At 71.9% G+C, this 22,748-nt stretch carries 18 protein-coding genes, 2 tRNA genes and 1 pseudogene; 15 read left to right on the top strand and 6 right to left on the bottom strand.

What is annotated here, in order from left to right; genetic code table 11:
• Nucleotides 1-311 precede the first annotated feature (311 nt).
• From HUT10_RS18690 to HUT10_RS18675, 4 genes are all read left to right on the top strand, one after another.
• Nucleotides 312-3,674, top strand: a complete 3,363-nt coding sequence (locus tag HUT10_RS18690; protein WP_176172388.1) for a S8 family serine peptidase — start codon at nt 312-314, stop codon at nt 3,672-3,674.
• 227 nt (nt 3,675-3,901) lie between these two features.
• Nucleotides 3,902-4,942 (top strand): 3-isopropylmalate dehydrogenase, encoded by a 1,041-nt coding sequence (locus HUT10_RS18685; RefSeq protein ID WP_176172387.1) that lies wholly within the window; start codon nt 3,902-3,904, stop codon nt 4,940-4,942.
• Nucleotides 4,943-5,207: 265 nt separating this feature from the next.
• The gene (gene cimA / locus HUT10_RS18680) at nt 5,208-6,812 is read left to right on the top strand and encodes a citramalate synthase (protein ID WP_176172386.1); all 1,605 of its coding nucleotides are present in this window, start codon (nt 5,208-5,210) and stop codon (nt 6,810-6,812) included.
• Between the two features lie 31 nt (nt 6,813-6,843).
• The gene (locus HUT10_RS18675; RefSeq protein ID WP_176172385.1) at nt 6,844-7,614 is read left to right on the top strand and encodes a fumarylacetoacetate hydrolase family protein; all 771 of its coding nucleotides are present in this window, start codon (nt 6,844-6,846) and stop codon (nt 7,612-7,614) included.
• Here HUT10_RS18675 and HUT10_RS18670 read toward each other — a convergent pair.
• Complete coding sequence (locus HUT10_RS18670) at nt 7,611-8,861, bottom strand: FAD-dependent oxidoreductase (protein ID WP_176172384.1); 1,251 nt, start codon at nt 8,859-8,861, stop codon at nt 7,611-7,613. The genes HUT10_RS18675 and HUT10_RS18670 overlap by 4 nt on opposite strands.
• Nucleotides 8,862-9,363: 502 nt before the next feature.
• Between HUT10_RS18670 and HUT10_RS18665 the strand changes: the two genes are divergently transcribed.
• The 5 genes from HUT10_RS18665 (at nt 9,364) to HUT10_RS18645 (ending at nt 12,553) form a co-directional block, all read left to right on the top strand.
• Nucleotides 9,364-10,098, top strand: a complete 735-nt coding sequence (locus tag HUT10_RS18665) for an HAD family hydrolase (RefSeq protein ID WP_176177897.1) — start codon at nt 9,364-9,366, stop codon at nt 10,096-10,098.
• Between the two features lie 50 nt (nt 10,099-10,148).
• Nucleotides 10,149-10,220 (top strand) — tRNA-Gln (locus HUT10_RS18660).
• A 101-nt stretch (nt 10,221-10,321) separates the two neighbouring features.
• Nucleotides 10,322-10,397 (top strand) — tRNA-Glu (locus tag HUT10_RS18655).
• 219 nt (nt 10,398-10,616) lie between these two features.
• Nucleotides 10,617-11,954, top strand: a complete 1,338-nt coding sequence (locus HUT10_RS18650; RefSeq protein ID WP_176172383.1) for a PepSY domain-containing protein — start codon at nt 10,617-10,619, stop codon at nt 11,952-11,954.
• Nucleotides 11,951-12,553 carry a DUF5134 domain-containing protein gene (locus HUT10_RS18645; RefSeq protein WP_176172382.1) on the top strand — a complete coding sequence of 201 codons (603 nt, stop codon included), beginning with the start codon at nt 11,951-11,953 and terminating at the stop codon, nt 12,551-12,553. Before HUT10_RS18650 ends, HUT10_RS18645 begins: the two co-directional genes overlap by 4 nt.
• 341 nt (nt 12,554-12,894) lie before the next feature.
• Here the strand turns inward: HUT10_RS18645 and HUT10_RS18640 are convergent, their stop codons facing one another.
• A complete protein-coding gene (locus tag HUT10_RS18640) occupies nt 12,895-15,072 on the bottom strand; it encodes a cation-translocating P-type ATPase (RefSeq protein WP_176177896.1) in 2,178 nt (725 codons plus the stop codon).
• A gap of 62 nt (nt 15,073-15,134) precedes the next feature.
• Nucleotides 15,135-15,341: a heavy-metal-associated domain-containing protein gene (locus HUT10_RS18635; RefSeq protein WP_176172381.1), complete on the bottom strand. Its 207-nt coding sequence runs from the start codon at nt 15,339-15,341 to the stop codon at nt 15,135-15,137.
• Nucleotides 15,342-15,471: 130 nt separating this feature from the next.
• Between HUT10_RS18635 and HUT10_RS18630 the strand changes: the two genes are divergently transcribed.
• The 3 genes and pseudogenes from HUT10_RS18630 to HUT10_RS18620 all read left to right on the top strand — a co-directional run bounded on the left by HUT10_RS18630 (nt 15,472) and on the right by HUT10_RS18620 (nt 17,781).
• Nucleotides 15,472-16,032: a sigma-70 family RNA polymerase sigma factor gene (locus HUT10_RS18630; RefSeq protein ID WP_176172380.1), complete on the top strand. Its 561-nt coding sequence runs from the start codon at nt 15,472-15,474 to the stop codon at nt 16,030-16,032.
• 82 nt (nt 16,033-16,114) lie between these two features.
• Nucleotides 16,115-16,855: a zf-HC2 domain-containing protein gene (locus HUT10_RS18625; protein WP_254896930.1), complete on the top strand. Its 741-nt coding sequence runs from the start codon at nt 16,115-16,117 to the stop codon at nt 16,853-16,855.
• A gap of 228 nt (nt 16,856-17,083) precedes the next feature.
• Nucleotides 17,084-17,781: pseudogene (locus HUT10_RS18620) on the top strand (HU family DNA-binding protein).
• Between the two features lie 305 nt (nt 17,782-18,086).
• Here HUT10_RS18620 and HUT10_RS18615 read toward each other — a convergent pair.
• Nucleotides 18,087-18,443, bottom strand: a complete 357-nt coding sequence (locus HUT10_RS18615) for a DUF6292 family protein (protein WP_176172378.1) — start codon at nt 18,441-18,443, stop codon at nt 18,087-18,089.
• Nucleotides 18,444-18,603: 160 nt separating this feature from the next.
• Between HUT10_RS18615 and HUT10_RS18610 the strand changes: the two genes are divergently transcribed.
• Genes HUT10_RS18610 through HUT10_RS18600 form a run of 3 tightly spaced genes read left to right on the top strand, consistent with a single transcriptional unit; the run spans nt 18,604 to nt 21,748 of the window.
• Complete coding sequence (locus HUT10_RS18610; protein WP_176172377.1) at nt 18,604-20,052, top strand: NAD(P)/FAD-dependent oxidoreductase; 1,449 nt, start codon at nt 18,604-18,606, stop codon at nt 20,050-20,052.
• Nucleotides 20,049-21,122: a hypothetical protein gene (locus HUT10_RS18605; RefSeq protein ID WP_176172376.1), complete on the top strand. Its 1,074-nt coding sequence runs from the start codon at nt 20,049-20,051 to the stop codon at nt 21,120-21,122. The genes HUT10_RS18610 and HUT10_RS18605 overlap by 4 nt, the downstream gene beginning before the upstream one ends.
• Before the next feature lie 26 nt (nt 21,123-21,148).
• Nucleotides 21,149-21,748, top strand: coding sequence for a TetR/AcrR family transcriptional regulator (locus HUT10_RS18600; RefSeq protein WP_176172375.1), 600 nt, complete (start codon nt 21,149-21,151; stop codon nt 21,746-21,748).
• 156 nt (nt 21,749-21,904) lie between these two features.
• On the opposite strand, the gene HUT10_RS18595 is transcribed toward HUT10_RS18600, so the two are convergent.
• Nucleotides 21,905-22,318, bottom strand: coding sequence for an Lsr2 family protein (locus HUT10_RS18595; RefSeq protein WP_176172374.1), 414 nt, complete (start codon nt 22,316-22,318; stop codon nt 21,905-21,907).
• Between the two features lie 223 nt (nt 22,319-22,541).
• A complete protein-coding gene (locus tag HUT10_RS18590) occupies nt 22,542-22,727 on the bottom strand; it encodes a hypothetical protein (RefSeq protein WP_176172373.1) in 186 nt (61 codons plus the stop codon).
• Between the last annotated feature and the right edge of the window lie 21 nt (nt 22,728-22,748).

Below are 22,748 nucleotides of genomic sequence, written 5' to 3'. Positions count from 1 at the left end.
GCTTGTTCAGCCGTCGCCCGCCGCATGGCATCCGAGTCGCTCGCGGCTTCGTGCGCGGGGTGCGGCGGGCTAGCCAGAACAAGCCTCACTTTCGAAGGCCCCCTGTCACCCGGCAGGGGGCCTTCGTGCGCAATCACATTCACATAACGGAGTCCTTTGCCTACGTAAGTAGGTGTTTTGGGGCATTAAGTTCTCCCCGCGAGGTTGAACCACGCGTCGTCGAGGGCACGGCGCTGTGCCGCGCTTCACCGTCGGGGGTGTCAGGAGCGGCAGGCAGGTTCGGGTCCAGACCTCGGGTAAGGGGCCGACTCATGAGCAGATCCCGCCTCCCCGCGCGCGCCACGACGGCGGCCTTCGCCGTCGTTCTGGCGGCCGCGCTCGGGGCGCCGGTCGCGAGCGCAGCCGATGCGCCGCTCGCCGACGGCGTCGCACCGGCCAAGATCGACGACGCGAAGCTGCAGGGCAAGCTTTCGCCGCGTCTGGGGGCCGCGCAGGGCCGGGTCACCGCGTTCGTCGAGCTGGCGAAGAAGCCGGCCGTCGACGCGTTCACCGCCGCGGAGCCGCAGGGCAAGGAGCAGGCCAAGCGGGCCGCCAAGGCCGCGAAGGCCGACACCGCCGCCGCCGTGGACGCGGTTGTCGGGCAGCTGCGCGCGGCCGACGCCAAGCCGCAGGTCGTCACCCAGACCGCCAACGCCGTTCCCGGTTTGGTCGTCACCGCCGACGCCGCGAAGCTGCGTGAGGTCGCGAAGCGGGCCGACGTCGTCGCGGTGCGGACGGTCGTGCCGAAGACGCGCACCAACGCCAGCGCCGAGCAGCTGACCAACACCCTCGCCGCCTGGCAGCAGACCGGCAAGTTCGGGGACAACGTCCGCGTCGGCGTCATCGACGACGGCATCGACTACACCCACGCCGACTTCGGCGGCCCCGGCACGCAGGCCGCCTACAAGAGCGTCGATGCCACCAAGCCGACCCCGCTCTTCCCGAGCGCCAAGGTCGTCGGCGGCACCGACCTCGTCGGCGACGACTACGACGCCGCCACGGCCGGCAAGACCACCCCCAAGCCGGACCCGAACCCGCTCGCCTGCGGTGAACACGGCACGCACGTCGCCGGCACCATCGGCGGCTTCGGCGTCACCGCGGACGGCAAGACCTTCAAGGGCGACTACAAGAAGCTGGACGCCAAGAAGGTCGACGCGATGCAGATCGGCCCGGGCACCGCGCCGAAGTCGCTGCTCTACGCGATCAAGGTGTTCGGCTGCACGGGCTCGACGAACGTCACCTCGCAGGCCCTGGACTGGGCGCTCGACCCGGACGGCGACGGCGACTTCACCGACCACCTCGACATCGTCAACCTCTCCCTCGGCTCCGACTTCGGCGCCCCGGACGACCCGGACTCGCTGTTCGTGCGCAAGCTCGCCGCGAACAACGTCCTCCCGGTGATCTCCGCGGGCAACGGCGGCGACATCAACGACATCGCCGGCTCCCCGGGCAACACCCCCGAGGCGCTCACCGTCGCCAGCACGCGCGACGCGGGCATCCTGCGCGACGCCGCCGAGGTCAAGGCGCCTTCGACGGCCGCGGGCCAGAAGACCGGCCAGTACAGCCAGAACTACACCGGCTACGACACCCTGGACCTGACCGCGCCGGTGGTGGCCCTGTCGGCGGCGAACGCGGCAGGCTGCGCGCCGTACTCGGCCGAGGACAAGGCGAAGGCCGCCGGCAAGTTCGTCTTCCTCGAGTGGGACGACAACGACGCGACCCGCGCCTGCGGTTCGGCGGGCCGTTCCAACAACGCGCAGGCCGCTGGGGCCAAGGGCGCGCTGCTGTCGTCCACTTTGGAGCACTTCACCGCCGGCATCGCGGGCAACGCCGGGATCCCGGTGTTCCAGTTCACCGGCTCGGCCACGAAGACGGTGCGCCCGGCGCTGACCGCGGGCACGCTGCAGGTCCGGCTCTACGGCACCGGCCGCGCCTCGATCCAGACCTACGACAAGACGATCGTGGACACCCCGAGCTCGTTCACCTCGCGCGGCACCCGCGGCCCGGCCGTCAAGCCGGACGTCGCCGCCCCCGGTGACACGATCACCTCGGCCTTCCGCGGCAGCGGCAACGGCCGCACCGTGCTGAGCGGCACGTCGATGGCCGCCCCGCACACGGCGGGCATCACCGCCCTGGTCCGCCAGTCGCACCCCGACTGGTCGGTCGAGGAGGTCAAGGCGTCGGTCATCGACACCGCCGGCCACGACGTCTCCGACGGCGCGGGCCACACCTACGCGCCGCAGCGCGTCGGCAGCGGCCGGATCGACGCCAAGGCGGCGCTGGACAACCAGGTGCTCGCCTACGTCGTCGACGACCCGGGCGCGGTCAGCGTCAGCTTCGGCACGGTCGAGGCCTCCGGCCCGGTGACGCTGTCGAAGACGATCAAGCTGGTCAACAAGGGTGTCACGCCCGCCGAGTACACCGTCGCCTACCAGGCGGTCAACGCCCTGCCGGGTGTCGAGTACACAGTGGACAAGCAGTCGGTGAAGCTGACCGCGCGCGGCACCGCCAAGGTGAAGGTGACGCTGAAGATCACCGACCCCAAGGCGCTGCGCAAGGTGATGGACCCGACCATGTCGGCCACCCAGGCCGGCCTGGCCCGCCAGTTCGTCGCGGACGCCTCCGGGCGCGTCGCCTTCACACCGGTCAGCGGGGCCAAGGTGCCGCTGCGGGTGTCGGTCTACTCCGCGCCGAAGCCGGTGTCGACGATTTCGACGCCGCCGTCGGTGAAGTTCGCGCCGGACGCCACCCAGGCCGTGCTCAACCTGACCGGCAAGGGCGTCGACCAGGGTGCCGGCGCGCAGCGGTACCGCTCGCTGATCAGCGTGTTCGAGCTGCAGGCGGAGTCCCCGCAGCTGCCCGAGTGCGACGCGGACGTGGTCACCGACTGCACGCTGAACAAGACGGCCAAGGGCGGCGACCTCCGCTACATCGGTGCGGCGTCGACCGCGCCGCTGGCGAAGGCCCAGGGCGAACCGGAGAACGCGATCCTCGCGTTCGGCCTGTCCACCTGGGGTGACTGGGCGAACATCGGCAGCAACACCTCGCCGTTCGTCGACATCGACACGACCGGGGACGGGCAGCCGGACTTCGAGACCTACGTGACCAAGGCGACGTCCACCGACGTCCTGCTGGCCACCACGGTCGCGCTGACCCCGGGCTTCCCGACCGTCGACGTCCAGGCGGTCAACGGCCAGCTCGGCGACGTCGACACCAACGTGTTCGACACGAACGTGATCACGCTGCCGGTTTCGCTGGCCGCGCTGGGCATCGACGCGAGCGCCGACAGCCACCGCATCTCCTACACGGTGGGCGTCAGCGGTTTCTACGTCGCGCCGGGCACCACGAACGGGCTGATCGACTACGTCGGCACGCCGCTTTCGTTCGACGCGCTCGCGCCGGGCTACGCGGTGCAGGGCGGCGGCGACGCCGCGCTGGGCTACGTCGCGAAGCCGGGCACGGCGCTGGTCGTGACCCGCAACGCGGCGTCGGCCGCGGCCGACAGCGCCCTCGGGCTGCTGGCCATCGAGCACCACAACGCCGCGGGCAACCGGGCGAACGTGGTCAAGGTGGACGCGGCGCAGGGCGCCCGGCCGGGGAACGAGCGTCAGCCGATCGGGGCTGGTCGCCGCTAGGCGGGCGCAAGATCGATTTGTGCAGCACCAGGGGCGTCTCCGGCGGTTTCCGCCGGGGGCGCCCCGCTCGCATTCACCCGATTGGGTGTCTCACCCCGTGGGAGGATGCGGCATAAGGGTGGTGCGGCTACGGCGGTTTGTCTACGGCCGGTAACCTTCCGGCTGCTGGCGTTTTGTTGCGATGGACCATCGGTGCGGCCGGTGGTCCGGTCGACGGAGGTGTGTGGATGCGGCTCGCGGTGATCCCAGGAGACGGGATCGGGCCCGAGGTGGTCTCCGAGGCGCTGAAGGTGCTCGGCGAGGTAGTACCGACGGCGGAGATCACGAACTACGACCTCGGCGCCGCCCGATGGCACTCGACCGGCGAGCTGCTCCCGGAGTCGGTCCTCGGCGAGCTCCGCCAGCACGACGCGATCCTGCTGGGCGCGGTCGGCGACCCGACGGTGCCGAGCGGCATCCTGGAGCGCGGCCTGCTGCTGCGCCTGCGGTTCGAGATGGACCACCACGTCAACCTGCGCCCGGCGCGGCTCTACCCGGGCGTGCGAGGCCCGCTGGCCGACGCGGGCGACGTCGACATGGTCGTCGTGCGCGAAGGCACCGAAGGCCCGTACGCGGGTACCGGCGGCCTGATCCGCAAGGACACCGAGCACGAGATCGCGACCGAGGTCAGCGTCAACACCGCGTTCGGTGTCCGGCGCGTGGTCGCCGACGCGTTCAACCGCGCCGAGGCCCGCCCGCGCAAGCACCTGACGCTGGTGCACAAGACCAACGTGCTCTCGTTCGCGGGTTCGCTGTGGTCGCGGATCGTCGAAGAGGTCTCGCTGGAGCACCCGGAGGTGACGGTCGCGTACTCCCATGTGGACGCGGCGACCATCCACCTGGTCACGGACCCGTCGCGGTTCGACGTGATCGTCACCGACAACCTGTTCGGCGACATCATCACCGACCTCGCGGCCGCGGTCACCGGCGGCATCGGGCTGGCGGCCAGTGGCAACCTGGACATGACCCGCCGCAACCCGAGCATGTTCGAGCCGGTGCACGGCTCGGCGCCGGACATCGCGGGCCAGGGGCTGGCCGACCCGACGGCCGCGGTGCTGTCGGTGGCGCTGCTGCTGGACCACCTGGGGCAGAAGGAGGCCGCGCGGCGGATCGAGGCGTCGGTGGCGTTCGACCTGGCCACCCGCGACCAGTCCTCGCCGGGGGCCACGCAGGCGATCGGCGACCGGCTGGCGGCGCTCGTGTCTTCCAACGTGCGGACGGCCGGCTGAGTTTTCCCGGGAAAAGCCCCGCACCCTCGCCGGGTGCGGGGCTTTTTTCGTCCCCGGGGTGTTCCCGGATGGTGGGAGCCTGGCCCAGTTCCTGGACTCGTCCGCGAACCGTGTGGCATGATGCGACCGTGACCAGCTTCGCGATCATTATCGACGAGCGCGCCGGACGATAGCTCCACAAGAGCCCCCGGCGCGCAACCTCTCGCACCCTGCGGGAGGTTTTTTTTGTTGCCTCGAAACGCCAGGAACACGCTAGGAGAAGACCGTGACCCGCCAGGAGCCCGCCGATACGCCGCTGGGCGATGCCTTCCACCTCTACGACACGACCCTGCGCGACGGCGCGCAGCGGGAGGGCATCACCTACTCGGTGCAGGACAAGCTGGCGGTCGCCCGGCTGCTGGACGAGCTCGGCGTCGGGTTCGTCGAAGGCGGCTGGCCCGGGGCGCTCCCCAAGGACACCGAGTTCTTCGCCCGCGCCGCCAAGGGCGAGCTGAAGCTCAAGCACGCCGCGCTCGTCGCGTTCGGCGCGACCCGCAAGGCCGGCACCACCGCCGAAGCCGATCCGCAGGTGCGGGCCCTGCTCGACAGCGAAGCCCCGGTCATCACCCTCGTCGCCAAGTCCGACCTGCGGCACATCGAGCGCGCTCTCCGCGTCGACGTCGACGAGGCCTGCGCCATGGTCAGGGACACCGTCGCATTCCTCACCGGGGAAGGCCGCCGGGTCTTCCTTGACGCCGAACACTTCTTCGACGGCTACGCGTTTTCGCCCGAAACCTCGCTCCGGGTGCTCGACGCCGCCGCGCACGCGGGGGCCGACGTCCTCGTGCTCTGCGACACCAACGGCGGGCAGCTGCCGCTCGGCCTGGCCGAAACCGTCCGCACCATCAAGGAAAAGACCGGATTCCGGCTCGGGATCCACTGTCAGGACGACACTTCCTGCGCCGTGGCGAACTCCGTCGCCGCGGTGCAGGCCGGCGCGACGCACGTCCAGTGCACCGCCAACGGTTACGGGGAGCGGGCCGGCAACGCCGACCTGTTCGCCGTGACGGGAAACCTGGTGACCAAGCTCGGCCTCGACGTCCTCCCGACCGGAGGCGCCGCCGAGCTCACCCGGGTCTCCCATGCCCTTGCCGAAATCGCGAACATCGCCCCCTACACCCACCAGGCCTACGTAGGGGCGTCGGCCTTCGCCCACAAGGCGGGACTGCACGCGAGCGCGATCAAGGTGGATCCGTTGCTGTACAACCACATCGATCCGTCTTCCGTCGGCAACGACATGCGGGTACTGGTCACCGAGATGGCCGGCAGGGCCAGCCTCGAGCTCAAGGGACGTGAGCTCGGGGTCGACCTTGCCGGCCGGCCCGAGGCGCTGACGAGCGCCATCACGAAGGTCAAGCGACTGGAGGCGGAGGGCTGGTCGTTCGAGGCCGCCGACGCCTCCCTGGAACTCCTGCTGCGTCAGGAAACCGGCGTCCCCGCCGAAGCGCCGTTCGCGCTGGAGTCCTACCGGGTGGTGCTCGACCACCGCGCGGGCGGCGAGGTGATGGCCGAGGCCACGGTCAAGGTGCACGTCGGCGGCGAGCGCGTGATCGCCACCGCCGAGGGCATCGGGCCCGTGCACGCCCTCGACGCCGCCCTGCGGAAGGCGCTCTCCCCGCACCTGTCCTGGTTGGACAGTGTGGAGCTGTCCGACTACAAGGTGCGCATCCTGCAGGGCCACCCCGGCACCGACGCGGTGACGCGCGTGCTGGTCGAGAGCACCGACGGCGAACGCGAGTGGACCACGGTCGGGGTGCACGGCAACATCGTCGAGGCCAGCTGGCTGGCCCTGTGCGACGCGCTCGTGCACAAGAGCACCACCGTGGCCTAGGTCACGGGCTGGGCGCACGTAGAATGACGACGTGCGCCTAGCCCGTATTGCTCATCCCGGTGGTGTCGCGTTCGCCTCGATCGAAGGCGACGGCGACGACGCCCAGGTCCTCGAAATCGCCGAACACCCCTTCGGCCAGCCGAACTTCACCGGCAAGCGCTGGCCGCTGGCCGACGTCCGGCTGCTCGCGCCGATCCTGCCCTCGAAGGTGATCGCGGTCGGCCGCAACTACGCCAAGCACGCGGCCGAGTTCGGCAACGAGGTGCCCAGCGACCCGATGCTGTTCCTCAAGCCGTCGACCACGGTCATCGGGCCCAACGCGGCCATCCGCCGCCCGTCCGGCATCGGCCGCGTCGACTTCGAAGGCGAGCTGGCCATCGTCATCGGCCAGCCGGTGAAGAACGTGCCGGCCGCCCGCGCCGCGAGCGTCATCCTCGGCTACACGGTCGCCAACGACGTCAGCGCCCGCGACCTGCAGAAGTCCGACGGCCAGTGGGGCCGCGCCAAGGGCTTCGACACCTTCTGCCCGATCGGCCCGTGGATCGAGACGTCGATCGACGCCGCCGACCTGGCGCTGCGGAGCGAGGTCGACGGCGAGCTCAAGCAGGACGGCCGTACTTCGGACCTCGTCCACAAGATCCCCGAGCTGGTCGAGTTCGTCTCCGGCGTCATGACGCTGCTGCCCGGCGACGTCATCCTCACCGGCACCCCCGAGGGCGTCGGCCCGATCGAGGGTGGCCAGAGCGTCTCGATCACCATCGAAGGCATCGGCACCCTGACCAACCCGGTCGAGAACGTCTAAGCCCGGCTCACCGGCTCCATCGGCCGCCGGGCGAACGCCGGAGCGTGCTCCGGCCGCAGCCCGAGGCCGAGGAGCCGGGCCGGGACGTACGACAGTCCCGGGAACCGCGCGAACGCCTTGATCATCGGCTCCGGCGGGCCGTTGCGCTTGCCGTTCATCACCCCGCGCACCACGGTCCGGTGCATCAGGCGCTGCAGCCCCTGCACCAGCAGCGTCGGCGCCAGCCGCCGCGCACGCACCTTCGCCAGCTCGGCCTCCGTCGGACGGCCCCGCCGCAGCGGCTCGGCCAGCAGCGTCGCCGCCGCGACCGCGTCCTGCACCGCCAGGTTGATGCCGACACCGCCGATCGGCGACATCGCGTGCGCCGCGTCGCCGAGGCACAGCAGCCCGTCGACGTGCCACCTGCGCAGCAGGTTGAGCCGCACGTCGAGGAACTTGACGTCGTCCATCGCCGCCAGCTCGTGCACCCGGTCGGCGAACTCGGGGCAGATCTGCGTCACGTTCTCGCGGAACGCTTCGATGCCCTTGGCGCGCAGGTCCTCGCCCTTCGGCGCCAGGTAGGCGACCTGGTAGAAGTCCGGCCGGGGGAGCGGCACCGCGAAGCGGCGGTCGCGCATCTTGGGCAGCAGCATGCCGCCTTCCTCGGCTTCGCCGCGCGAGAGCCGGAACCACCAGACGTCGAACGGGCAGTCGTACTCCCGCGGCACCAAGCCGGCCTCGCGGCGGGCCAGCGACCAGCGGCCGTCGGCGGCGATCACCAGGTCGGCGCGGATTTCGCCGGTCTCACCGGCGCTCGTGCGGTAGGTGATGCCGTCGACGCGGCCGTGCTCGCGGACCAGGCCGGTGCACTCGGTCTCCATCCGCTGGACGAACGTCGGCTCCTTGCGCGCGCTTTCGGCGAGCAGGTCGAGGAAGTCCCACTGCGGGACCATCGCGATGTACGGGTGCGCGACCTTCAGCCGGGTGAAGTCAGCGAGCTTCATCAGGTCGCCGTTCTCCTGGGGGAAGCCGGCCGAGCGCAGCTCGCTGTGCGGCAGCGCGTGGAACTTCTCGCCGAGCCCCAGTTCGTCGAGCAGCGTCAGCGTCGACGGGTGGACCGTGTCCCCGCGGAAGTCCCGCAGGAAGTCGGCGTGCTTCTCCAGCACCGTCACCTCGACGCCGGCCCGGGCCAGCAGCAACCCCGTGACCATCCCGGCCGGCCCGCCACCGATGACGACGCAGGTCGTGCGCTCGGTCATCTCGACCATCTCCCTTATTCATCGCTTGTTGAATAAGTCGAGGATGCACCCGCCCGGCACCGGCGTCAAGGGGTGTGACCGGAGATACGCTGATCGGGCGACGGCCGTGCGCCCGCGCCGCGGTTGCCGGAAACCGTCCAAACGCGACAGTTGGTCGACGGTGTTCCGGTCGTGCCCCGCTTCGGCTGCGGGAAGCGGAGGTGCCCTTGTGGACGGTGCGGATTCCCAAGCAGCACAAGGGTTTCGGCTAGGGAATCGATTTCCGTTCCCCGGCTGCCGTCGCCGTCGGCGCGGGCCGCCGGGTAACCGAACGGGGACGGTTCGCCAACTGGGAGTAGAGCGGGTGCGCCGGAACAGGGGAGCCGCAATCACCTCTTTGGCAGCGTCGCGAACGCGGCGGTTGCCCTAGCCTCACTGGGTGGATTTCGCCCTGGCACCCCGGACCCCGTCGCGAACCGCCTCGCCCGCCGCGGCGGTGCCCGAGCCCTGGACTCCGCCCGAGCTCCGGCTGGTGTGCCTGGACATCGACGACACGCTCATCGACTGCACCGCCGCGATCCGCCGGAGCCTCCACATCCTCACCGGCCGGGGTGACCTGTGGCCGCTGTGGGACCTGATCACCGAAGAGCACGTCGCCCTCGTCGTGGCGGGCGAACTCGACTACGCGACGATGCACCAGCGGCGCACCGACTGCTTCCTCGCCGAAATCGGCATCCTCGCCGACGCCGAGCAGGTGAGCTCCTTCGAACGCCGTCGAAGAGAACTGCTCGACCACTCGTGGCAGCTGTTCGACGACGTCCTCGACTGCCTGGAGTGGCTGCGCGCGGCGGGCCTGATGCTGGCCGCGGTGACGAACGCCTCAGGCGGCCACCAGCGGAAGAAGATCGCCGACCTGGGCCTGGCGCCGTTCTTCGACCACGTCGCCATCGCCGGCGAGCTCGGCGTGGCCAAGCCCGACCCGGTGATGTTCCACACGGTGTGCCTCGGCCTGGGCTGCGCGCCCGCCCAGGCGGTCCACGTCGGCGACAAACTGGACACCGACGCGATCGGCGCCCGCGACGCGGGCCTGGGCGCGGTCTGGCTCGACCGCGACCGCATCGGCGAGCGGGCGCCGGAGGGCGTCCACACGGTGGCGGGTCTCGCGGAGCTGCCTGAGCTGCTGGTTTCGGAGTACGCCACGATCGGCGTCCCGGCCCAGCGCGGCAGTGGCACCCCCGCGTTCACGGTCCGGAACGGCGTGCTCTAGTATTTCTCCTCGTGCGGTGCTGAACCGGCCAAGCCGGAGCAGCACCTCACTGGGGTATGGTGTAATTGGCAGCACGACTGGTTCTGGTCCAGTTAGTCTAGGTTCGAGTCCTGGTACCCCAGCTGCGGAGAGTGACCCCCCTGCGAAGCGGGAAATCGCTTCTGGTAGGTTCTCTCCAGCAAGAAAAACAGAAAAGCCCCTGGGAAACCAGGGAAGTTCCTAAGCCCCCGTCGTCTAGCGGCCTAGGACGCCGGCCTCTCACGCCGGTAGCGTGGGTTCGAATCCCATCGGGGGTACCAGCAGCAACCAAGCCCGTCTGACTCCGGTCAGGCGGGTTTTTCGGTGTCTTGCGCCGACCGCGGCGAAGAATCTTTTCAAGATCCGCGACCGGCTCGCGAAGTCCCACCGGCGATCACCGCGCCGGGGCGGTCGCGAAAAGTTCTCGGAACCGTTCACCCTTTCGAGCCGACCTTCTGCCCGAGCGACCGAACCGGCGTCGCGGAGGTGAAGGGAGCTCGATGTCGATCTACCAGAGCGACGAGCGCACAGCCGACTCAGCCGACGCAGGCAAGCCGGCTCCAGAACTGCGGTTCACCTGGGCCGGCGTGCGGCCGCTGCTGCTGCGGCTGCACTTCTACGCCGGCGTCTTCGTCGGCCCGTTCCTGCTCGTCGCCGCGCTGACCGGGCTCGCCTACACCTGGACCCCGCAGATCGAACAGGCCGTCTACGACCACGAGCTGCACGTCCCCGCCGGGCCCGGCAGCGTTCCGCTGGCCCAGCAGGCCGCCGCCGCCAAGGCCGTCGTCCCCGACGGGACGGTCACCGGGATCCGGCCCGGGGCGGCGCCCACCGACGCGACCCAGGTCGTCTTCGACCGGCCCGGGCTCGCTCCCAGCTACCACCACACCGTCTTCGTCGACCCGCACACCGGCGGGATCCGCGGACAGCTCGAAACCTACGGCTCCGGGCAGGCGCTGCCGCTGCGGGCCTGGATCGACGGCCTGCACGCCAACCTGCAGCTCGGGGACTTCGGCCGCTGGTACAGCGAACTCGCGGCCAGCTGGCTGTGGGTCGTCGTGCTCGCCGGGATCGCGTTGTGGGCGGGGAGGCGCAAGAGGTCGCGCAGTGCGCGCGGCCGGCTGCTGTCCTGGCACCGGATGACCGGCTTGGCGATCGCGGCCGGGCTGCTGTTCCTCTCGGCCACCGGGCTCACCTGGTCCGAGCACGCCGGCGACACCATCAGTGAACTGCGCGCCCAGCTGGACTGGACAACGCCCTCGGTGCCGACCGCGCTGCCCAGGCCCCCGGGCGCCGACGTCGGGGTCGATGCCGTGCGCGCCGCGACCCTGCAGGCGGGCCTGGCCGATCCGGTGGAGATCCGCCCGCCTTCCGCGCCGGGGAAGGCCTACGTCGTGCAGCAGGTCGGCCGTGACTGGCCGACCCGGGCCGACTCGATGGCCGTCGACCCCGACGGCGGCCGGATCACCGGCACGCTGCGGTTCGCCGACTACTCCCTGGCCGCCAAGCTGGCCCGCTGGGGGATCGACGCCCACATGGGACTGCTCTTCGGCGTCGCGAACCAGATCGTCCTCACGCTGCTGGCCGCCGGGCTCGTCGCGGTCATCTTCTGGGGGTACCGGATGTGGTGGCTGCGCCGCCCGACCCGCGGAGAGAAGCGGTGGGGTCGCCCGCCGGTGCGCGGGACCTGGCGCCGGATTCCCGGGCGGGTGCTCGCGCCGTTCCTCGTGGTGACCGCGGTCGTCGGCTACTACCTGCCGGTGTTCGGCCTGTCACTGCTGGCTTTCCTGGTCGTCGACCTGGTCGTCGGCGCGCGTCGCGAGGAGGTGCCGTCGTGATCGAGGCGACCGGGTTGCGGTGGATCCTGACGGCGGTCTTCGCGGCGGCGGGGGCGTTCTGCCTCTGCCGCTGCATCCGGCACGGCACGGCGGCGAGCCGGATCGGCGACGTGCTGCACGCGGCGATGTGCGCGGCCATGGTCGCCATGGTGTGGCCGGCCACGATGGGTCTGGCCGGCCTCCCGCAGGTGGTGCTGTTCGGGTTCGCCGCCGCGTGGTTCGCCGTGGCGGCCGCGCGCGGCGGCGCGCACGGGAGCCGGTGGCACCCCGGCTACCACGCCGTGATGATGCTCGCGATGGTGTGGATGGTGTTCGCCATGCCCCGCGCCATGGTCGGCGGCGGAACGGCGACGACCACGGACATGCCGGGCATGGAAGGCATGGCCATGGCCCTCCCGCCGGCCGGCGGGGGCGTGCCCGCGGACGTCGTGCTCGTCGCGCTGCCGCTGGCGATCGCCTTCGGCCTGGCGGGCACGGTGTTCCTGGCCCGGGGCCTCGACGGGGCGCGGGTGGCGCCGCCGTCGGTGCGCACGGCCGGGTGGGGTGCCGACGCCCTGATGGGCCTCAGCACCTCCGTGCTGCTGCTCGCGATGCTGTGATCCCCCTGCTGCGGCTCGCGATGCTGCTCCCGGTGCCGTCGGGGAACCTGTCGATCACCCTGGCGCTGGTGCCGTCGCTGCGGTTCCCGTGGTGGGAGCTGGTTTGCGTCGCGCCGGCCACGCCGGTTGTCCACTGTGGATATCGCCTCGGTGACCGGGGAACCCGCTCCGGCGGGGGTGGCCGCCGGAGCCGGGCATTCCGCGGACGACGTGCTGCGCGCCGCCTGCGGGCGAGTGGCCACCGGGTGGGATGGTCGGCGACGGCATCAACGACGCCCGGCGCCGGCGACCGTCGGCCTCGGGATCGCCACCGGCGCCGACCTCGCGTCTGAAGTGGACATTCAGCGCGCCGCCCGCGCGGTCGTGCCCTGGAACCGGGTCAACCGCAGGCTGTTGGACACCACCAGGCAGCTCGACAGCGCCATCGCCGCGCCGGCGATCATCGGGTTCAGCAGGCCCGCGGCCGCCAGTGGCACCGCGGCGACGTTGTAGGCCAACGCCCAGAACAGGTTCGCCTTGATCGTGCTCAGGGTGCGCCGGGCGAGCCGGATCGCGTCGACGGCGGCCAGCAGGTCGCCGCGCACCAGCGTCAGGTCGGCGGCCTCGATGGCCGCGTCGGTGCCGGTGCCGATGGCCAGCCCGAGGTCGGCGGCGGCCAGCGCGGCGGCGTCGTTCACGCCGTCGCCGATCATCGCGACCACGTGCCCGCGCGCCTGCAGCTCCGCCAGCACCGCGACCTTCTGCTCCGGCGACACCCCGGCGATCACGTCGGTGATGCCCGCCTCGACGGCGATCGCCCGTGCCACGGCTTCGTTGTCGCCGGTGAGCAGGACCGGGTTCAGGCCCAGCCGGCGCAGGGCGAACACCGCAGGCGCGGACGTCGGCTTCACGGTGTCGGCGACGACGAGCACGGCGTGCGCGAGGCCGTCCCAGGCGAGCACCACCGCGGTGTTCCCGGCCTGCTCGGCCTTGGTCTTCTCGCGGGCCAGCGCCGCCGGGACGCCGATCGAGAACCGCTCCAGCAGTTCCGGCTTCCCGACGACGACCCGGTGCCGCCCGACCCGGCCCAGCACCCCGAACCCGGCGATGGTCCGGAACTCGGCGACCTGCCCCACGTGGCCGAAGCGGCGGCGGGCGGCTTCGGTGACGGCGAGCGCGATGGGGTGTTCCGACGCGCTTTCCAGCGCCGCGGCCAGCTGCAGGGCGACGTCCGCGGGCACGCCGTCGGCGGTGCGGACCGCGGTGAGCGTCATCTTCCCGGTGGTGATGGTGCCGGTCTTGTCGAGCACGACGGTGTCGACGCGGCGGGTGGACTCCAGCATCTCAGGCCCCTTGACCAGCACGCCGAGCTGGGCCCCGCGGCCGGTGCCGACGAGCAGCGCGGTCGGGGTGGCCAGGCCGAGCGCGCACGGGCAGGCGATGATCAGCACGGCCACCGCCGCGGTGAACGCCTGCCCGGCACTCCCGCCGGACAGCAGCCAGAAGGCCAGCGTGGCCAGGGAAAGCACGAGGACGATCGGGACGAACACCGCCGACACCCGGTCGGCGAGCCGCTGCACCCGCGCCTTCCCGTTCTGCGCCCGTTCGACCATCGCGGCGATCCGCGCGAGCCGGGTCTCCGTGCCCACCCGGACGGCACGCACGAGCAGCCGGCCGCTGAGGTTGACCGTGGCGCCGACGACTTCCGCGCCGGGCGCGACCTCGACCGGCACCGCCTCGCCGGTCACCAGGCTCAGGTCGACCGCCGAAGCGCCGTCGACGACCACGCCGTCGGTCGCGACCTTTTCGCCGGGCCGCACGACGAACACGTCGCCCGCGCGCAACCGGTCGATCGGCACCCGCTCCTCGCGGCCGTCGACCAGCAGCGAGACGTCCTTGGCGCCCAGGTCGAGCAACGCGCGCAGGGCCGCGCCGGCCCGTCTGCGCGACCGTGCTTCGAAGAAGCGCCCGGCCAGGATGAACAGCGTCACCCCGGTGGCCACTTCGAAGTAGATCCCGTCGCCCTGCCCGGACGGGGTGAGGTCGAACCCGTGCCGCATCCCGATCGTCCCGGCGTCGCCGAAGACCAGCGCGTAGAGCGACCACGAGTACGCCGCGGCGACCCCGATGGACACCAGCGTGTCCATGGTCGCGGTCCGGTGCTTCAGGTTCGCCAGCGCCGCCCGCTGCAGCGGCCAGGCGCCCCAGGTGACCACCGGGGTCGCCAGCACCAGGGAAAGCCATTGCCAGCCCGGGAACTGCAGTGGCGGCACCATCGCCATTGCGACGACGGGCACCGCGAGCGCGGCGGACAGCTTCAGCCGTTGCCGCAGCGCGTCCGGCGTCGCCCTGGCCGCCGCCGCGCCGGGCACCGTCGCGGTGTAGCCGCTCGCCTGCACCGCCTGCACGATGTCGTCGACCGTCAGCGCGGGCGGAACGTGCACGAGCGCCTTGGCGGTCGCGTAGTTGACGCCCGCGCGGACGCCGTCGAGCCGGTTGAGCTTGCGTTCGATCCTCGCGGCGCACGACCCGCAGGTCATGCCGCCGATCAGCAGCTCGACCTCCCGGCCCGGCGCCCGCGTCGCGCGGTGGCCGGTGGTGGTCACCGGACGAGCCGGTAGCCGGCGGTGCGGACGGCTTCGGCGACCTGCGCCGGGTCGAGCGCGGTGTCGCTCGCCACGTCGACCGCACCGCTCGGGACGTCGACGTCGACGCTGCGCACCCCCGGCAGCCCCCCGAGTTCCTCGCGGACCGAGCTGGCGCAGTGCCCGCAGGTCATCCCGGTGACCTCGTACTGTGTCCGGATCATCGCCGTCCTCGCCTTCCGCGCGTCGTTCGTGGCCTCGCGGGGAGAAGGTCGGTCCCGGCGGCCGATCGGTTCCCGCGGGTTTTCCAAGATCGTTTTCAACCGGCCGGGACGGGGGTGCGTAGTAGGGGGTGTGACCGCACACCGCGCGGAAGACCCCGAACTGACCGGCTGGGCCCTGCGCGCGGGGCGCGGCGACCCGGTGGCGCTCGAGCGGTTCCTGCGGGCCGCCCAGCCGCACGTCTGGCGGTTCGTCGCCGCGCTGGACAGCACGCGCACCGCCGACGACCTCACCCAGGAGACGTTCCTGCGCGTGCTGAGCGCCCTGCCGCGGTTCCGGGGCGATTCCTCGGCCCGCACCTGGGTGCTGGCCATCGCCCGCCGGGTCGTGGCCGACCACATCCGCGCCGCACGGGCCCGGCCCCGCACCACCGGGACGGACTGGCAGGCCGCGGCCGAAAACGTCGTCCCGCCGGAACGGCTGGACGAGCAGGTCGTGCTGGACGAGCTGGTGGCCGCGCTCGACGAGGACCGCCGGGCAGCCTTCGTGCTCACCCAGACCCTCGGACTGTCCTATGCGGACGCCGCCGAGGTGTGCGGGTGCCCGGTCGGCACCATCCGGTCCCGCGTCGCGCGGGCCAGGGAGGACCTGCTCGCGGCGCTGGCGGGGCGCTCGTCCCGGCTCGTGGGCTGAACGCACACCCGGCGGGACCGTCCCGATCGGACAGTGGGCCCGGCATCCGGGTTCGCCCGGCAGGCGACTACGGGAGGTGGACGTGGACTGCGCGGAGCTGCGCGAATCGCTGTCGGCGCGCATCGATGGCGAGCGGCCGCCGCTGCCGGACGACGTCCTCGACCGGCACCTGGCCGGCTGCCCGGACTGCCGCGCCTGGCAGGAGCGGGCGGCGGCGCTGCGCCGGCTGACCGTGGTCCGGGAAGCGCCGCCGGTGCCCGATCTCACCGCGCGGATCCTGGACGGCGCGCCGGTGCCCCGGCCGCAGCGCTGGGGCGTGCGCGTGGCGCTCGCCCTCGTCGCGCTCGTGCAGAGCGGGCTCGGGCTGGCCGAGCTGCTCGGCGCGGACGTCGGGCACGTGGGTCACGCCGGCCACGGCGGGTTCGCGGCCGCGGTGCACCTCGGCAACGAGAGCGCCGCCTGGAACGTCGCCGTCGGCATCGGGCTGCTCTGGGCGGCCCTGCGGCCCGCGACGGCCGCGGGGCTGTTGCCGGCGCTGGGCGGATTCGTGGTGGTGCTGGGCATCACTTCCGGCGTCGACCTGACGACCGGGGAGGTGGCGCCGGACCGGGTGGCCTCCCACGCGCTCGTCGTCGCCGGGCTGGCCCTGCTCTTCGCGGTGCGGCGGCAGCACAAGCGCCGGCCCGCACCGCGTTCCGCCGGCCGGCTGCCGTTGCCCGGCGACGACGTCACGGGCACCGCGGGCGGTTCTTCGCCGGAGGCCGCGGAACCGCCGCAACGACGGCGTTTCCGGCCGCGGCCGACGGGACGGCACGTGGCCTGACCGGCTTTCCGCCGCGGCCGCGGATCGGTTGCGGGGGAGGGCTTTTGCGGGCCGACGTCGATCAATTGTTCGATTTTCCGGCCGTCCCGGGCCGGGTGGGACCGGAATTCCGCGCGACACAACAGAGTTAAGATGCCGTCGCTGTTTGGTTTTGCGGGGCCGTGGTAATACGCTGTGCGCTGTCGGCCGCGATGGGCCTGACTGGTAGTTCCACTATGGAGGACTGGAATGACGAACAAGGCCCAGCTGATCGAGGCGCTGTCGGAGCGTCTGGGCGATGACAAGAAGGTGGCTGCGCAGGCCGTGGACGGTCTGGTGGACATCATCATCCGGACGGTCAACAAGGGCGAGAAGGTCAACATCACCGGCTTCGGGGTGTTCGAGAAGCGCGCTCGCGCGGCTCGCACGGCGCGCAACCCGCGCACCGGTGAGGCCGTGAAGGTGAAGAAGACCAACGTGCCCGCGTTCCGCGCCGGCACGACGTTCAAGGACGTCATCTCCGGCACGAAGAAGCTCCGAAGGCGACCCCGGTCAAGCGCGCCACGGCGTCGACCTCGACCCGCGCGACGGCGACCAAGACCGCGGCGGCTGCTGCTCCGGCGAAGGCCACCACCACCCGCACCACGCGGGCGGCGGCGGCGAAGCCGGCCGCGACGACCACGCGGACCCGCGCGACCGCGGCGAAGCCGGCGGCCAAGGCCACCACGGCGGCCAAGGCGACCACGGCGACCAAGGCGGCTCCGAAGACCGCAGCGGCCAAGACGACGGCGGCCAAGGCCACCCCGGCGAAGGCGACCGCGGCGAAGGCGACGACGACGCGCACCCGGACTGCTGCCGCCAAGCCGGCCGCGGCCAAGACCACCGCGGCGAAGGCCCCGGCGGCGAAGGCCCCGGCCAAGCGGACCTCCGCGGCCAAGAAGAAGTAACCGGATCCAGCTGGCAAAGGGCCCCGCACCGAACTGGTGGGGGGCCCTTTGTCGTTTCCGGGATCGAGCCGAAGCGCTGGGCGGCGATCGTCTCGCGGCCGGTGCGCGGGACGTCCGCGACCATCGCCTCGGACGTGGCCGCCGCTCTCCGAGCACTCCCGCGACAAGAGCGACCTGTCCCGCAGCGTGGCGACCGGGGAACTGCCCGCGCGGGCCGCCACCCTGGCCGAGCTTCCCGAAGCGTCCACTGTGGAAATCGGCACCCGCCGAGAACGCCACGAGCGCTTCGCTGCGCACCCGCGTGATCACCAAGGGCGTCGAGCCGGCTCGGCCGCGCCCTCGTCCGCCCGGCGCACCGGCCGTTCCCCTCGCCCGGACAGCGCCGTGAGGACGAAGTCGGCGACCGCTGCGGGTGCCGGCGTGCCCGGCAGGCCGGCCACGACCCGCGCCGCCCCGGACGAGCCGGCCTCGGCGGCCAGCTCCCAGCCTTCGCCGGGTGTCCAGCGCAGCAGGTAGTCGTTCGCCGCGCGCTCGCCCGCCTGTCCCGCGAAGCGGATCTGCCCGCCCGCGAAGTCGCCGGTGCGCGATCGGGTGTCCTCCGGCTGCAGCCCCAGCTCCGCGGCCACGGCCTGCAGGTGCGCGGCCGGTTCGTCGTCGGTCATCGTGCGCCTCCCTGTCGGCGGTGACTACCCGCGCGGGCGGGCCGGGAAACCCCGGACCCGCCTTGTCTGTCCATAGTGGACGCAGGCGGGGGCTTGACACCGCCCGTGAGTCATTCATACATTCAGTGTCTGTTTGTATGAATGACGGGAGTTGATCCGCATGCGGCTCGGCAACACCGCCGTCGTCCTGGGCGGCAGCGCCGCCGGTCTCTGCGCGGCCGGTGCGCTCGCCCCGCACTTCGGCCGCGTCCTGGTGCTGGAACGCGACGAACTGCCCGAGGGCGCCGAGCACCGCCGCGGCGTCCCGCAGAGCAAGCACCCGCACTTCCTGCTCAACTCCGGGCGGCGCGCGATCGGTGCCCTGTTCCCGGGCTTCGAAGACGACCTCATCGCGGCAGGCGGGCTGCTGCTGATGCCGTCCATGGACGCCGCCTACCTCGACGGGCCCGGCTGGTCGGCCCGCAAGCGCAGCGCCATGACGATGGTCTACGGCTCGCGGATCCTCATCGAGCGCGTGCTGCGGGACAAGGTGCGGCAGCTGGCGAACGTCGACCTCCGCGAAGGTGTCGCGGTGCGCGGCCTGACCACCGCGGACGGGAAGGTCACCGGCGTCGGCTTCGCCGACGGCGAGCACGTCGACGCCGACTTCGTGGTGGACGCGATGGGCCGCGGCTCCCCGGTTTCCGGCTGGCTGGCGGCAGCCGGCTGGCCCGAGCCCGAAGTGCAGACCCTCGACGCCAAGGTCACCTACACCTCGCGCTGGTACGACCTGCCCGCCGAACGTCCCGCGTCCTGGTGGTGGCGGCACCTGGTGATCATGCCGACGCCGGACAAGGGCGAGCACCCCGCCGAACACGAGTTCCTGGTCAACTTCTTCCCGATCGAAGGCAACCGCGTCATCGCCTGCATGGGCTCGTGGGGACTGGAGATGCCGAGTACCACCGACGCGTTCGTGGAGACCGCGCGCCGGGTGCGGACGCCGTTGTTCGCCGACGCCATGGACCGCTGCGCCCCCGCCTCGCCGGTCCACCTCACCCGCTCCACCGGCAACAAGTGGCGGCGCTACGACCGGTTGCGCCGCCGGCCGCGTGGCCTGGTCTTCGTCGGTGACTCGATCTGCGCGTTCAACCCCTTCTACGCCCAGGGCATCAGCTCCGCGTCGGCTTCGGCCCTGCTGCTGCGCGAGCACCTGTCCCGCGCCGAGCGGCTCGACGAGAGGTTCTCCGCGCGCTTCTTCGCCGCGCAACGCGGATTGCTGCGTGTGCCGTGGCGCCTGGCGATGGCCCGGGACCAGGGCTACGCGTGCGCCGTGGGGACCGAACAGCTGCCGGAGTGGCGGCGACGGCTCGTCGCGGCCGTGTCGGCGCCGGCGTTCAGCCTCGTCGTCGGTGCGGCGCGGGAGGACGCGGTGGTCGACGAGCACTTCGCCAAGGTGTTCAACCTGGACGAGTCGCTCGGGCAGATGCTGCGCACCCCGCGCGTGCTCGCGGGCCTGGTGCGGTACCGCGTCCGCGCGGCGCTGGGCAGGCACCGGGTCCCGTTCGGCTTCGACCCGCAGGCCGAACCCCCGGCCACGGACTACTCGACGGCGACGGCGACCGCGCGATGAGCACGGCGTGCGGGCTGGACGCCGAAGCCGTCACCCGCGGTCTCGGGTTCGACTGCCACGACGTCTCGCCGGTGGTTTCGGTCCGGCCGCCGTGGGCGCTCGCCCACTGGACGATGCCGCTGCTGGAGGTGCTGATCGTCGGCGGTGCGGTGTTCGCGCTGGTGCACGCCCTCCGCCGGTACCGCGCGGGTGACCCGGTGAACCTGGCGCTGTGGTGGGCTTCGCTGGTCTACCTCTTCGTCACCGAGCCGCCGCTGTACTTCCCGGAGTGGTTCGGGCTCGACCGGCTGTACGGCTTCATCTTCGCCCACAACCGGTTCACCGTGCAGTTCATGGGGGACCGGCTGCCGCTCTACATCATCGCGTTCTACCCGGCGTTCAGCCAGCTCGCCTACGAGGTCGTGCGATCGCTCGGGCTGTTCCGGCGCGGGGCACTGCGGGGTTCGGTGGCGGTGGCCTTCGTCTGCCAGGTGTTCTACGAGGTCTTCGACCAGCTCGGCCCGCAGCTGAAGTGGTGGGCCTGGAACCCGGGCAACGCGATCGTCAACCGGCCGGCGCTGGCTTCGGTGCCGCTCAACAGCATGCTGCTGTTCGCGTCGGTGTCGATGGCCGCGATGACCTACCTCGTCGTGCGTCTGACGGGCGGTCCGCCGCGGCGACGGCTCACCCCGCGGATCCTGCTCGCCGGGGTGCTCACGCCGCCGGCCATGGCGATCGCCGGGATCCCGTCGGGCTTCGCGGGCGACGACGTCACCGCGCGGGCGTGGATCCTCGGTGTCGAGCTGGGACTGCTGTGGGTGGCGGGTACCTGGATCGTCGTGGCGCACCTGCGGTCCGGCGAACCGGGCGAGCCCTGGTCGCCCTTCGCCCGGGTGTACCCCGCGGTTTACCTCGGCGGGCTGGCGGTGTGCTGGCTCGGGGCGCTGCCGGCGTACCTGGCCGCCGACGCCGGTGTCACCCCCGAAGGCACCCCGACCGGCAGCGGGCTCTACGTGCTGGCCTGCTTCGCCGCGGCCGGCCTGCTGGTGCTGGCGCTGTACCGGCGTGAGCGCGCCCCTGTCCCGGCCTGAGCGCCCGGCTCGGGGAAGATGGCGGTATGGGGCACCACGGATGGCAGGGCAACCCGCCCGGCACCGAAGACGCGGCACGCCGCCGGATCGTCGAAGCGGCGACGGCGTGCCTCGACCGGGCCGGCCTGGCCAAGACGAGCCTCTCCGACGTCGCGGCCGAGGCGGGCGTCACCCGGCAGACCGTGTACCGGTACTTCCCGAGCCTGAAGGACATCCTGCGGGCCGTCGCGCTGGCCGGTGTCGAGGAGTTCGCGGCGCGGATGGAGCGGCACCTGGCCGCCTTCGGCACCGCCGCGGAAGCCGCGGTGGAGTCCGTGGTGTTCGCTGTGCGCACGTTGCCCGCCGAGCCCCGCATGGGGCTGCTCCTGCAGGCGGGCGAAGCGGACTTCTTCACCGACGGCGTGGTTTCGCCGCTGGCGTTCTCGTACGGCGCGCGGATCCTCCGCAACCTGCCGGTGGACTGGGCGGGCGCCGGGATCGGCACCGACGAGGAGCTGCGCGGCCTCGCCGAAGTGCTGATGCGGCTGTTCCTGTCGTTCCTGCAGTACCCGTCGACGCCGCCGCTGACCGACGACGAGCTGCGCGCCCTGGTGCGCCGCTGGATCGGGCCGGCGCTGCGCGGGTGAGGTTTTGCGGAAAGGCCGCGGAAAGCGCTGACAATTCCTGACAACTGTGACGCCTCCCACGGCGCCGCAAAAGCCGGCGGCGGTGGCAGGGGCCCGTTCAGCCTCCGCCACCGCCGCTGCGGTGATCTCTCCCCAGTGATCTCCCGGCCACCGGGGTTACTTCTTGGCGGCCGCGACCTTCTTGCGCGGAGCGCGCTTGCGCGGCGGCGCGGCGGGCGTCTCGGCCTCTTCGACCTGGGCCTGCTCGTAGGCCGAGATCACCTCGGAGGACAGGCGGCCGCGCTCGGAGACCTCGTAGCCGTTCGCGTTGGCCCAGGCGCGGATCTGCTGGTTGCGCTCGCGGTCGGTGGTGCTGGTGGTGGTCGACTGCCCGGTGGCGACGCGGACCTTGCGCCCGCCGATGCGCCGTCCGGCCGCGATGTAGCGGGCCAGCTCGTCGCGCAGGGCGGAGGCGTTGTCGTCCGAAAGGTCGATTTCGTAGGTGACACCGTCGAGGCCGAACTGAACGGTCTGGGCGGCGGTGGTGCCGTCGATGTCGTCCAGGATCTCGACGAGGACTTTCTGGGCCACGGGAATGCTCCTCAGCTGGATGTGCGTCCGGGGAACGCGACGTGTGACAAGTTGCACAATGGTCGGCGTTCTTCGGTGGAGTGTATCCACCCGAGGAGAGGTACGGCAATTTCCTCCTGGTTAGGCGTAACGGCGGAGTCTCGCCCCGGTCCCGATAGGACCGCCCCGGCTTTGGCGGGGCGGCGGGCCGCAGCGGCAATACCGGCGGAAATGCGCCGGGAATCTAGTTCCCGGAGGGCGTGGTGCCCTGCTCCCCGTGGTGGTAGGGCGGATCGGTGGCGAGAGCCTCGTCGGCGGCCCCTTCGGCAGGATCGGCCAGGTGCGCCTCCGCGGCGGCTTCTTTGGCCTCTTTGATGAGCTGCCGGCTGTGGGCGAGGTCGGCTTCGGGCCGGTTTTCGTTCTCGGTCATCGCGACTCCTTGCGCTCGGAT

The organism is Amycolatopsis sp. Hca4, assembly GCF_013364075.1.
GTDB lineage: Bacteria > Actinomycetota > Actinomycetes > Mycobacteriales > Pseudonocardiaceae > Amycolatopsis.
The sequence above is the reverse complement of the archived record's forward strand: the minus strand, read 5'-3'. Positions and strand labels throughout refer to the sequence as shown.

Bases quoted from the DNA above. Each gene is read 5' to 3' on its own strand.
- HUT10_RS18605 (WP_176172376.1), top strand. From the start codon at position 20,049: ATGAGCACGGCGTGCGGGCTGGACGCCGAAGCCGTCACCCGCGGTCTC.
- HUT10_RS18610 (WP_176172377.1), top strand. From the start codon at position 18,604: ATGCGGCTCGGCAACACCGCCGTCGTCCTGGGCGGCAGCGCCGCCGGT.
- HUT10_RS18670 (WP_176172384.1), bottom strand. From the start codon at position 8,861: ATGGTCGAGATGACCGAGCGCACGACCTGCGTCGTCATCGGTGGCGGG.
- HUT10_RS18640 (WP_176177896.1), bottom strand. From the start codon at position 15,072: ATGACCTGCGGGTCGTGCGCCGCGAGGATCGAACGCAAGCTCAACCGG.
- HUT10_RS18685 (WP_176172387.1), top strand. From the start codon at position 3,902: ATGCGGCTCGCGGTGATCCCAGGAGACGGGATCGGGCCCGAGGTGGTC.
- HUT10_RS18650 (WP_176172383.1), top strand. From the start codon at position 10,617: ATGTCGATCTACCAGAGCGACGAGCGCACAGCCGACTCAGCCGACGCA.
- HUT10_RS18600 (WP_176172375.1), top strand. From the start codon at position 21,149: ATGGGGCACCACGGATGGCAGGGCAACCCGCCCGGCACCGAAGACGCG.
- HUT10_RS18690 (WP_176172388.1), top strand. From the start codon at position 312: ATGAGCAGATCCCGCCTCCCCGCGCGCGCCACGACGGCGGCCTTCGCC.
- HUT10_RS18615 (WP_176172378.1), bottom strand. From the start codon at position 18,443: ATGACCGACGACGAACCGGCCGCGCACCTGCAGGCCGTGGCCGCGGAG.
- HUT10_RS18590 (WP_176172373.1), bottom strand. From the start codon at position 22,727: ATGACCGAGAACGAAAACCGGCCCGAAGCCGACCTCGCCCACAGCCGG.
- HUT10_RS18635 (WP_176172381.1), bottom strand. From the start codon at position 15,341: ATGATCCGGACACAGTACGAGGTCACCGGGATGACCTGCGGGCACTGC.